A 12,019-nucleotide genomic window follows, 5' to 3' on the forward strand; every position below is an offset into this window, starting at 1 on the left:
TTGCATTATGGATCACGCAATATATACCGCGATGGGCGCCGCCAGTCAGACGATGGAACAACAATCGGTGACCGCCAGCAACCTCGCCAACGCCTCAACGCCGGGCTTCCGCGCCCAGCTCAACGCGTTGCGCGCGGTGCCGGTCAACGGCTGGTCGCTGCCGACGCGCACCTTAGTGGCTGCCTCAACGCCGGGTGCCGATATGACGCCAGGGGCGATGGACAACACCGGACGCCCGCTCGATGTGGCCGTACAGCAAGATGGCTGGCTGGCGGTGCGAACCGCTGACGGTTCTGAAGCCTATACCCGCAACGGCAATATGCAGATCAGCTCGACCGGTATTTTGACCATTCAGGGCAATCCCGTGATGGGCGATGGCGGTCCAATCGCCATTCCACAAGGCTCCGAACTGACCATCGCGGCTGACGGTACCATCACCTCGCGTAATGCGGGTGATGCACCGAACGCCACGGTGCAGATTGGCAAGCTGAAGCTGGTTAAGGCCACGGGCAAAGAGTTACAGCGTGGTGACGACGGCATGTTCCGTCCAACCCAGGCGACGCAGGCGACACGCGGTGCGGCTTTAGCCCCTGATGCAACGGTCGCAGTCATGCCAGGCGTGCTGGAAGGCAGCAATGTTAAGCCAGTGGAAACCATGGTCGACATGATCGCCAACGCCCGACGTTTCGAGATGCAGATGAAAGTCATCACTAACGTCGATGAAAACGAACAAAAAGCCAATCAACTGCTCAACATGAGCAGCTAAGGCGTAAGGAAAACAACATGATTCGTTCTTTATGGATCGCTAAAACCGGCCTTGACGCCCAGCAAACCAATATGGACGTCATTTCGAACAACCTTGCGAACGTTTCAACCAACGGGTTTAAACGTTCGCGTGCCGTGTTCGAAGATCTGATGTATCAGACGCTGCGTCAGCCGGGCACGCAGTCATCGGAACAGACCACATTGCCTTCAGGCTTGCAGATTGGTACCGGTGTGCGCCCAGTGACCACCGAGCGTCTGCATACCCAGGGCAACCTGTCGCAGACCAGCAACTCAAAAGACGTGGCGATCAACGGTCAGGGTTATTTCGAAGTGCAGATGCCAGACGGTACCTCTTCATATACGCGTGACGGTTCATTCCAGGTAGATCAGAACGGTCAGCTGGTGACCAACGCCGGCTATCCGGTTCAGCCTGGGATCACTATTCCGGCGAACGCCACCAGCATCACCATCTCGCGTGACGGTGTGGTGAGCGTGACGCAGCAGGGGCAGACCAACCCAGCGCAGGTGGGACAGTTGACGCTGAGCACCTTTATGAACGATGCGGGCCTCGATAGTCTGGGTGAAAACCTCTATCAGGAAACGCAGGCATCCGGTGCGGCGACGCAGAGTACGCCAGGGCAGAACGGCGCTGGTTTGCTGTATCAGGGTTATGTTGAAACCTCTAACGTCAACGTGGCGGAAGAGTTGGTCACCATGATTCAGACGCAGCGTGCTTATGAAATCAACAGCAAAGCGATCACCACCTCTGATCAGATGCTGCAGAAATTAACCCAGGTTTAATCTGGGGCCGTTGGGCCAGCCTGGCTGGCCCGATTAAGAACATGAATAAGGTCAGAACTCCGTGGCGAAGCAAGTGATTCTCAAGCCTGGGCATTGGTTAGTAGCCACGCTGCTACTGACATTAAACGGTTGTGCGTTAGTCCCGCGTACGCCTCTGGTGCAGGGTGCCACAACGGCAGAACCCACGCCTTCCGCACCGCCAGTGGTAAACGGTTCCATTTTCCAGGGCGTTGCGCCACTGAACTATGGCTATCAGCCGCTGTTCGAAGACCGCCGTCCACGTAACATTGGCGATACTCTGACGATTACGCTGCAAGAAAATGTCAGCGCCAGCAAAAGTTCTTCAGCCAATGCGAGCCGCGATGGCAGCAACAGCTTTGGCGTGAGCACTGTGCCAACCGGCCTGAGCGGTCTGGTCGGCGCCGCCGGTGAGAAAGCCGGACTGGATGCCAATGGCAAAAATGACTTCGCTGGCAAAGGTGGCGCAACGGCCAATAACACCTTTACCGGCACCATCACCGTCACCGTGAATCAGGTGTTGTCGAATGGCAACCTGCGCGTGGTCGGTGAGAAACAGATCGAAATTAACCAGGGAACCGAATTTATTCGCTTCTCCGGTGTGGTTAACCCACGCACCATCAGCGCCAGCAACGCCGTGTTGTCAACGCAGGTGGCCGATGCACGTATTGAGTATGTCGGAAACGGGTATATCAATGAGGCGCAAACCATGGGCTGGTTCCAGCGTTTCTTCCTGAACGTGTCGCCGATGTAATCGAGGTAATGATGAAAATGAACACTCTGCTGCGTCTGAGCCTGAGCCTGCTGCTCGGTGTCAGTCTGATGGCCCAGGCTGACCGCATTCGCGATCTGACATCCGTGCAGGGCGTGCGCGAAAACCAGCTGATCGGCTACGGCCTGGTGGTGGGGCTTGATGGGACAGGTGACCAGACAACACAAACCCCGTTTACCACCCAGACGGTAAGCAACATGCTGTCGCAGCTCGGTATCACCGTGCCCACCGGCACCAATATGCAGCTGAAAAACGTGGCGGCGGTGATGGTCACGGCGAAGCTGCCGTCGTTTGCGCGGCAGGGGCAGAATATTGACGTGGTGGTCTCTTCGCTGGGTAACGCCAAAAGCCTGCGCGGTGGCACGCTGTTAATGACGCCGATGAAAGGGGTCGATAACCAGGTGTACGCGCTGGCGCAGGGAAATATTCTGGTGGGCGGTGCAGGTGCATCTGCAGGCGGCAGCAGTGTGCAGGTTAACCAGCTAAACGGTGGCCGCATTACTAATGGTGCAACGGTAGAGCGCGAGCTGCAAAGTAACTTTGGCAGCCAAAACACCATCAATCTCCAACTGAATACTGAAGATTTCACCATGGCGCAGCGTATTGCCGATGCGATTAATAGCCGTGGCGTGGGTTCAGCGCAGCCACTTGATGCGCGTACCGTGCAGATTCGCGTTTCACCCAACAACAGTTCACAGGTGCGCCTGCTGTCAGAAATCCAGAATATAGACGTTTCCGTGCCGGTTGAAGATGCCAAAGTCATCATCAACTCGCGTACCGGTTCGGTGGTCATGAACCGCGAGGTGACGCTCAATACCTGTGCTGTGGCGCAAGGCAACTTGTCGGTGACAGTGAATCAGCAGCAGAACGTCAGCCAGCCGAACACGCCGTTCGCCGGTGGACAAACCGTGGCGACGACGCAGACGCAGATCGACTTGCGCCAGAGCGGCGGAGCCTTGCAGCGTGTTAACGCCAGCGCCAACCTTAATAACGTGGTCCGTGCACTTAACGCCCTGGGCGCAACGCCGATTGAGCTGATGTCGATTCTGCAGTCGATGCAAAGTGCAGGCTGTCTGCGCGCCAAACTGGAAATCATCTGATGACCGATACGCAATCGCTGATGAGTGCGGCCTATGACAGCCGCTCACTGAACAACCTGAAACGCGAAGCAGCCGCCGACCCGAAAGGGAAGGCGCTGCAGGTGGCAAAACAGGTTGAGGGAATGTTCGTACAGATGATGTTGAAGAGCATGCGTGAAGCGTTGCCGCAGGATGGCATCTTTAGCAGCGACTCAACGAAGATGTACACCTCAATGTACGATCAGCAGATTGCGCAGGAAATCGGTAAACGCGGGCTGGGTATGGCGGATTTGATCGTCAAACAGATGCAGCCCGCGCAAGAGCCTGATGAAACCGCTGGCACGGTACCGATGAAGCTGGATAACAGCTTCATTTATAGCAATCTGCCTTCCAACCAACTGGAGCAGATGGTACGCAAAGCGGTGCCGCGTCTGCCGGTCTCGCCGTCCAGTTTCCCAGCGGATAGCAACGACTTTATTGCCCAGTTATCCCAACCCGCGCAGGCCGCGAGTCAGCAGAGTGGTATTCCTCATCACTTGATCCTTGCCCAGGCGGCGCTGGAATCGGGCTGGGGTCAGCGCCAGATCCTGACGCGTGACGGCAAGCCGAGCTACAACGTGTTTGGCATCAAGGCCGGTGGTGACTGGAAGGGCGCAACCACCGACATCATGACCACCGAATATGAAGGTGGCGTGGCGAAGAAAGTGCGTGCCACCTTCCGTGTGTATGGTTCCTATATGGAAGCACTCAGCGACTACGTCAAACTGCTGTCCAATAACCCGCGCTATGCCGCCGTTGCCAATGCCGCAACGCCGGAGCAGGGCGCACGAGCCCTGCAGGCAGCGGGCTACGCCACCGATCCGAAATATGCGCAGAAATTGGTGGGAATGATCCAGCAATTCAAAAACATGGGCGAGAAAGTCGTGAAGGCGTACAGCCAGGATATCACCGATTTGTTCTGATTTTTTACCTCAAGTTTCACTTAAGCACGCCGATAACCATCATAAGCTGCGGGCGTTTTAGCCCGCCCAATCGCACTGATGACTGCCAGCCCGGTTAACGGGAAATAAAGGAACCGAGATGTCCAGCATAATTAACTCAGCGATGAGTGGGCTGAGCGCCGCACAGGCCGCATTAAGCACCACCAGTAACAACATCAGCAACTACACGGTAGCGGGTTACTCACGTCAGACCACCATTCTGTCGCAGGCCAATAGCACCCTACAAGGCAACAGCTACTATGGCAATGGCGTGACGCTGTCTGGCGTGCAGCGTGAATATGATGAGTTTGTTACTGCTCAGTTGCGCGGATCCAATGCCAATTACAGCGCGGTGAATACCCAATACAGTCAGATTTCAAACATTGATGACCTGCTGTCGACATCGACCACCAGCCTTTCAACGTCGATTCAAAGCTTCTTTACCAATGTGCAAAACGTGGTAAGTAATGCAAACGATCCGTCTGCACGTCAATCAATGCTGAGCTATGCCCAGGGGTTGGTCAATCAGTTTCAGACCACGGCGCAGTACTTGAATAACATGCAAACCAGCGTGAATACGGACATCGCCTCTAACGTTGACCAGATTAATACCTACACCAGCCAGATTGCCGATCTCAACACCCAGATTGCAAAACTGACCACCGGCAACGGTGCTGCACCGAATGATCTGCTGGATCAACGCGATCAGTTGGTGAACAACCTTAATAACATCGTTGGGGTAAACGTCTCTCAGCAAGAGGGTAGCTATATCGTCTCGATGGGGAGTGTCACTCTGGTTAACGGCAAAAATTCGACTAATTTGGTCGCGATGCCTTCCAGCGCCGATAACTCGCGTATCACTGTTGGTTATGTCGACAAGCAAGCAGGTAATGTCGAAATTCCTGAAAAAACCCTGACGACCGGTTCACTGGGTGGTTTGCTGGCGTTCCGCACGCAGGATTTAGATACCGCACAGAATCAGCTTGGCCAGTTAGCGGCAGCCTTCACCACCAGCTTTAACGCCGTGCAAACTGCAGGATATGACAGTAACGGCGATCTGGGCACGAAATTCTTCAACATCGGCTCACCGAACGTAGTGAGTAACAGCAAGAATACGTCCACTGCAACGGTGACCGCAGAATGGTCTGATACCAGTGCGCTTAAAGCCTCAAACTACTCCATGAGCTATGACAGCGCCAGCAGTACCTGGTCTGTGACTCGCTTGTCTGACAACGTGAAATTTAGCGTTACGCCTGATGCGACAGACGGCACACTGAGCTTTGATGGTCTGAAATTAACCGTTACCGGTACGCCTGATAATAAAGATAGTTTCCTGGTAAAACCGGTCCAGAACGTGATTAGCAGTATGTCTGTGGCTATCACGGATGAATCGCAAATCGCTGCTGCATCCAGTGCGACCAGTGGCGAAAGTGACAACACCAACGCCCAAAAAATGCTGGATTTGCAGGATGCGAAGTTGGTTAACGGCAACGCAACGATTGCGCAAGCGTATGCCAGCATCGTCAGCACGGTGGGTAACAAAACCAGCACGCTGGAAACGGCCAGTACCACGCAGAAAAACGTGGTCGATCAGCTTACCGACCGTCAGCAGTCGGTCTCAGGGGTGAACCTTGATGAAGAGTACGCCAACCTGACCAAATATCAGCAGTTTTATATGGCGAATGCGCAGGTATTGCAAACCGCCAGCACGATTTTCAACGCGCTGATGGACATCCGCGGCTAAGCATAGAGGATAAAAACCATGCGTCTTAGTACCAATATGATTTTTGACCAGCAGGTGCGCGGGATTACTGACTCGCAATCTTCCTGGTTAAAAGTGGGCGAGCAGCTTTCCAGCGGTCGTCGTGTTAACAACCCATCTGATGATCCCATTGCGGCCTCTCGTGCCGTGGTGCTGTCGCAGTCTCAGGCGAAAAGTACCCAATACGCGACCGCGCGTAGTTTCGCGGATCAAAGCTTGTCGATGGAAGAGAATGCGCTTAAAGGCGCGACCAGTAGCATTCAGGATGCACAAACCCTGATCGTTTATGGCTCTACCGGCACACTTAGCGATGACGACCGTGCCTCTATCGCCACCCAACTGGAAGGTATTCGCGCCCAGTTGCTCAATCAGGCCAACAGCCAGGATGGTAATGGTCGCTATATTTTCGCCGGTTACAAAACCGATACGGCACCATTCACCGATACTGCCGGCACTGGTGTGAGCTATGTGGGCGGCGATCAGGCAATCACGCAGAAAGTCGATGATGGCCGCACTATGGATGTGAGCAGTACCGGATCTTCTGTGTTCATGTCGATTACCAGCAATGCGAAAGCTGAACCTGATGGAACGGCGAGCGAGACCAATGTCTTTAATATGCGCGACAGCGCCATTGCGGCCCTTAAAGTGCCACAAGACAATGCAGATGATGCGACCAAACAAACGTTCCAGGATGCGATGGATAAAACCAACCGTGGCCTCAGTAATTCACTGAACAACGTTTTGACCGTGCGTTCTGCAGTCGGTACACAGCTGTCAGAACTCGACACGCTGAATGCGCAGGGTGACGATCGCGATACTATCATGACCTCGCAAATGAGTGATTTGGTAGATGTCGATTACACCTCCGCCATTTCCAGCTACACCATGCAACAGACAGCACTGCAAGCGTCTTACAAGACCTTCACTGATATGTCGAAGATGTCACTGTTCCAGCTGAATTCATAAGATCTGACTTGAAAATTTGAGCGTGCTTAAACCGGGCGCGCTTAGTTTCTCCCACCGCCTTTTGGGGCCGTGGGATTTTTTTTGCCTGTCATTTCGTCGCACCGTTCATCGCACCTGGCACCTGCGGAGCCGCGGTCTGTTTGTGTACTCTGCCAGATCACCACCTCTTCGCACCTGCCTCCTGCGGCGCAGCGGTCGGTTTTTCTACTCTGCCAGATCATCACGAGTCATTGCGGCAGAGCAGGATCGACAGGCAATAAAAAACCCCGAACCAGTCGGGGTTTTGTTAACGCTGATTAGCGACTAAGACTTAAACGCTTTCCGGACGTGTTGCCGGTGCCGTCGCCTGATGCGTGGCGCTATGGCCGCCCGCAGAGCCACGGCCTTCGAAGTCAAACGGTGGGCGAACCCAATCGCTGTGACGAACGACTTCTGGCTCCCATGCCGGAGCAGGTGCTTTGGTCATTGGCGCCGTGGCGTGGTGCTTCCAGCGGGTATCAGCGTTGCTCACTGCGGTATCACGTGCAGCAACAGGAGCATGCGGTTCAGTAACCGGTGCAGCAAGCGCTTCAGCAGCCACGGGTGCAGCCAGTGCTTCTTCCACTTGCGCCGCAACAGCAGGCTCAACGTCAGCAGGCGCTTGCTCAGCCGCTGCAACAGCAGGCTGAACTTCAGCAGGCGCTTGCTCAGCCACGGCTTCGCTTACCTGTGGTGCGGTAATTTCCGCAGCAGGGACTTCTTCAGCTGGTGTCACTTCAGTAGCAGAAACTGTCTCAGTCGATGCAGGCGCCGCAGCCGGTGCCACTTCAGACGATGCAGCAGCAACTTCCGCAGCGGGTGCAACTTCAGCCTGAATATCTTCAACTTCATCAGCGATGACTGTGTCAGCCGGTGCCGTTGTCACTTCATCGGCCGGTACGGCTTCAGCAGCGGTTTGTTGTGCAATCTGCTCAACAGCGGCAGAAATCACGGCAGGCTCTTCGTTAACAGGCGCAGCGACTGGGGTCAGGTCATCGGTGTTCACCACCGGCACTTCAGTGTGTGCCTGTGGCTCAGACTGATGAACAGCCTCTTGCGCTGCTGGCTGAGTAACCTGTTCTGCTGCTGCCGCAACCGGCAGTGCGTCCGCTTCACCGGTATGTTGATAGCTGTAATCAGGCATTTCGTTCAGCGCTTCCTGAGAGGAGAACTGATCGTGGGCCTGGGCAACCGGGTAGGTAATCCAGACTTTGCCGGATGCCATCTCTGGAGAAGAGGCAGCCGATTCCAGCGGCATGGCAGATTGGGTTGGGTAACGCTCATCGCGGTAGCGACGACGACGTTGGCCGCTCACGCGCAGATGACGTGGTGAACGACGTGAGCGACGCGGCATGTTGGCGCTATCACGGTTCTCGTTATCATCCTGTTCATCCTGAGCGACTTCAGATTGCTCATTGAATGCAGTGCGCTGTGCATTTTCCACAACCGCTTCCGTGGCTGCTGGTGCTGAGATGGCTGCCGCCACTTCGCCAGTATCATCCACGCGCACGCGCTGGGTCAGTTGACGCTGTTTACGGCGTGGCATGACCTGCACACGTTCTTCTTCCTGCGCAACGTTTTCATCAGTGATTTCGGTCTGAGCAATGGTTTCAGCGGCTTTTTGATCCTGCTGCTGATTACGTTTCTCATCCTGACGACGACGCTGGCGTTCAGCTCGCTGCTCACGACGCTGTTGCTGCTGCTCATCACGCTGCTGCAGCTGCTCATCGGTCAGCGCTGGACGTTCACCACGAGGCTCGTTCTGACGTTTGTTACGGCGATTGTCCTGATTGTCACGCGGCTCGCGGGCTTCACGTGGTTCACGCGATTCGCGTGGCTCACGCGCTTCACGCGGTTCACGGCCTTCGCGACCCTGAGCATTTTCACCGTTGCGCGGAGTGCGATCGCGACGATTATTGCTACGACGGTTGTTACGGCGGTCGCCACGCTGCTGATTATTCTCACTTTCAGCGGCTTTCTCTTCTGGTTTAGCTTCAACAGGTGCAGCAGCAGGCGCATCGCCAGCAAACAGTTTTTTCAAACCGCCTAACAGGCGAGCGACAAAGCCAGTGCTGGCAACGGCAGGTGCCGCGGCGGCAGCTGCCGGTTTTGCATCCGCTTTAACCGCACTACGGCTCTCTTTTTCCACTTCAACCGGCGCAGGCGGCGCATCAGGCATCACAAAGGCGGCCAGGGCTGGCTGCTCAGGACGACGACGTTCGGCATGCTCTTCTTCCGAAGGCAGCGCCATTTCGGCTTCATGCAGTTTCGGCAGGTGGTAAGACAGTGTCTGCGTCTCTTCGCCTTTGCGCACGCGCAGCACAGAGTAATGTGGCGTTTCCATCTGATCGTTTGGCACGATGATGGCACGCACGCCACCCTGGCGTTTCTCGATCGCACTGACTGCATCACGCTTTTCGTTCAGCAGGTAAGAGGCGACGGGCACCGGTACAATCGCATGCACTTCTTTGGTGTTGTCTTTCAGCGCTTCTTCTTCAATCAGACGCAAGATAGACAGCGAGAGCGATTCGTTATCACGGATGGTGCCGGTGCCGCTACAGCGTGGGCAGACGTGATGGCTGGATTCACCCAATGATGGGCTAAGACGCTGACGCGACATTTCCAGCAGACCGAAACGCGAAATGTGACTGATTTGAATACGTGCACGATCCTGACGAACCGCTTCACGCAGACGGTTTTCAACCGCGCGCTGGTGTCGAACCGGTGTCATGTCGATGAAGTCGATGACAATCAGGCCGCCGAGGTCGCGCAGGCGCAACTGACGAGCGATTTCATCAGCCGCTTCGAGGTTAGTATTGAATGCCGTCTCTTCGATGTCGCCACCGCGTGTTGCACGGGCGGAGTTGATATCGATGGCGGTCAGCGCTTCGGTGCTATCGATAACAATTGAGCCACCGGAAGGCAAGCGCACTTCGCGCTGGAATGCCGATTCAATCTGCGACTCAATTTGGTAGTGGCTGAACAGCGGAATTTCACCGGTGTACAGTTTGATTTTGCTGCTGAAGTCCGGGCGACCGAGCGCAGCAATATGCTGACGGGCCAGCTCCAGCACTTTTGGGTTATCGATCAGAATCTCACCAATATCCTGACGCAGATAGTCGCGGAAGGCACGTACAATGACGTTGCTTTCCTGGTGGATCAGAAACGGGGCAGGGCGGCTATCAGCGGCTTTTTTGATCGCTTCCCAGTGCTTCAGTCGGAAACTCAGGTCCCACTGCAGCGATTCGGCAGATTTGCCAACGCCTGCGGTACGCACGATCAAACCCATACCGTCTGGCAGTTCCAGTGCGGACAGCGCTTCCTTCAGTTCGGTGCGATCGTCACCTTCAATACGGCGGGAAATACCCCCGGCACGCGGGTTATTCGGCATCAGGACTAAATAGCTACCGGCCAGAGAAATGAAGGTGGTTAAGGCTGCACCTTTATTTCCACGCTCCTCTTTATCGATTTGCACGATAACTTCCTGACCTTCACGCAACACCTCTTTGATGTTAGGACGGCCATGTGCGTTGTAATTAGCAGGGAAGTATTCGCGGGAAATTTCTTTCAGAGGGAGGAAACCGTGGCGTTCAGCACCGTAATCGACAAATGCCGCTTCGAGGCTGGGTTCAACACGGGTGATTTTACCTTTGTAGATATTGGCTTTTTTTTGCTCGTGTCCGGGGCTTTCGATCTCCAGATCGTACAGACGTTGGCCGTCAACAAGGGCAACGCGCAACTCTTCCTGCTGAGATGCGTTAATTAACATTCTTTTCATCGTGACTTACTCGTTATTCTCACATGAGTGATGTAGCTGCGGGCATCATTACCCTGGACGAGAATCAACCGATGGCCCCGTGTCTTAATGCACTGACGTCAACCTCACGGCTGTCGTCGGCTAAAGGGGCGCAAATCTTGTCGGTGGCCTGTTTTTCATAAGGAAAAACAGCGCCTGAAGGTGGAATAGCTATAGAAAATTCAGAAATCCACACATCCCAGTCTGTCGTCCAGGCTGCAACCCGCAGCCCGCTAAGTGCCTGATTTAACATTACGTCTTACGCCATTGCTGCGTGTCCGTTCAATCCGGCAAAATGACTTATTTCGCTCTTTTTTCCTGCCTGAATTTTTCCAGGGCAGAAACCCCTGCATTATTCCATTGCTCACTCACATATAGCAAGGCGACTTTTGCCGAGCTGTGAAGTTTGTGCATCCTTAACCTGTTCTTTTGCAGGGCTTAACATCGCATCGGTGAAAAAGTCATCATTATGACCTTTTGTCCGCGCGACAAAGAGAGAGTTAAGCACAGAAAAAGGGGTGGCGCTATCCAGGGACACTATTTAGAATCGCCGCCATGAAAACAGAGAATCCCGGCGTACTTTATGTCGCCATTACGGCTGAAAATGCCGAACAACGTATTGATAACTTTTTGCGCACTCAGCTCAAGGGCGTGCCGAAAAGTATGATTTATCGCATCTTGCGTAAAGGCGAGGTGCGCGTGAATAAAGGACGCGTGAAACCCGAGTATAAGCTGCAGGTGGGGGATGAAGTGCGCATTCCGCCAGTGCGTGTGGCCGAGCGTGAAGAGCAGGCGGTATCACCGAAACTCGATAAGGTTGCCGCGCTGGCGAATGCCATCCTGTATGAGGACGATCATCTACTGGTGCTGAACAAGCCATCAGGTACCGCCGTACACGGGGGGAGCGGTCTTAGCTTTGGTGTGATTGAAGGTCTGCGCGCGCTGCGTCCTGAAGCCCGTTTCCTCGAACTGGTACATCGTCTTGACCGCGACACTTCCGGTATTTTGCTGGTGGCAAAAAAACGTTCTGCGCTGCGTTCGCTGCATGAGCAGTTACGTGAA

10 protein-coding genes are annotated in these 12,019 nt (G+C 54.7%); 8 read left to right on the forward strand and 2 right to left on the reverse strand.

What is annotated here, in order from left to right:
• Positions 1–7 precede the first annotated feature (7 nt).
• The 7 genes from RT340_RS09905 (at position 8) to flgL (ending at position 7,143) form a co-directional block, all read left to right on the forward strand.
• A complete protein-coding gene (locus tag RT340_RS09905; protein WP_034830676.1) occupies positions 8–766 on the forward strand; it encodes a flagellar basal body rod protein FlgF in 759 nt (252 codons plus the stop codon).
• 17 nt (positions 767–783) lie between these two features.
• Positions 784–1,566, forward strand: coding sequence for a flagellar basal-body rod protein FlgG (gene flgG / locus RT340_RS09910; protein ID WP_034830678.1), 783 nt, complete (start codon positions 784–786; stop codon positions 1,564–1,566).
• Positions 1,567–1,627: 61 nt separating this feature from the next.
• On the forward strand, positions 1,628–2,338 hold the full coding sequence (locus tag RT340_RS09915) for a flagellar basal body L-ring protein FlgH (RefSeq protein WP_034830679.1): 711 nt from the start codon (positions 1,628–1,630) through the stop codon (positions 2,336–2,338).
• Positions 2,339–2,349: 11 nt separating this feature from the next.
• On the forward strand, positions 2,350–3,456 hold the full coding sequence (locus tag RT340_RS09920; protein ID WP_045813994.1) for a flagellar basal body P-ring protein FlgI: 1,107 nt from the start codon (positions 2,350–2,352) through the stop codon (positions 3,454–3,456).
• Positions 3,456–4,397 (forward strand): flagellar assembly peptidoglycan hydrolase FlgJ, encoded by a 942-nt coding sequence (gene flgJ / locus RT340_RS09925; protein ID WP_034830681.1) that lies wholly within the window; start codon positions 3,456–3,458, stop codon positions 4,395–4,397. The genes RT340_RS09920 and flgJ overlap by 1 nt, the downstream gene beginning before the upstream one ends.
• 118 nt (positions 4,398–4,515) lie before the next feature.
• Positions 4,516–6,159 (forward strand): flagellar hook-associated protein FlgK, encoded by a 1,644-nt coding sequence (flgK, locus tag RT340_RS09930; RefSeq protein ID WP_283216004.1) that lies wholly within the window; start codon positions 4,516–4,518, stop codon positions 6,157–6,159.
• 18 nt (positions 6,160–6,177) lie between these two features.
• Positions 6,178–7,143 carry a flagellar hook-associated protein FlgL gene (gene flgL / locus RT340_RS09935; RefSeq protein WP_313375650.1) on the forward strand — a complete coding sequence of 322 codons (966 nt, stop codon included), beginning with the start codon at positions 6,178–6,180 and terminating at the stop codon, positions 7,141–7,143.
• Between the two features lie 310 nt (positions 7,144–7,453).
• Here flgL and rne read toward each other — a convergent pair whose 3' ends face one another.
• On the reverse strand, positions 7,454–10,939 hold the full coding sequence (gene rne / locus RT340_RS09940; RefSeq protein WP_313375652.1) for a ribonuclease E: 3,486 nt from the start codon (positions 10,937–10,939) through the stop codon (positions 7,454–7,456).
• Positions 10,940–11,003: 64 nt separating this feature from the next.
• Positions 11,004–11,210: a hypothetical protein gene (locus RT340_RS09945; RefSeq protein WP_141399045.1), complete on the reverse strand. Its 207-nt coding sequence runs from the start codon at positions 11,208–11,210 to the stop codon at positions 11,004–11,006.
• Between the two features lie 302 nt (positions 11,211–11,512).
• Here RT340_RS09945 and RT340_RS09950 point away from each other — a divergent pair.
• A partial coding sequence (locus tag RT340_RS09950; RefSeq protein WP_313375657.1) for a pseudouridine synthase occupies positions 11,513–12,019 on the forward strand: 507 nt, incomplete at its 3' end.

The sequence above is a fragment of the Pantoea sp. CTOTU50773 genome (genome assembly GCF_032082325.1).
In the GTDB taxonomy this organism is placed as follows: domain Bacteria; phylum Pseudomonadota; class Gammaproteobacteria; order Enterobacterales; family Enterobacteriaceae; genus Pantoea; species Pantoea communis.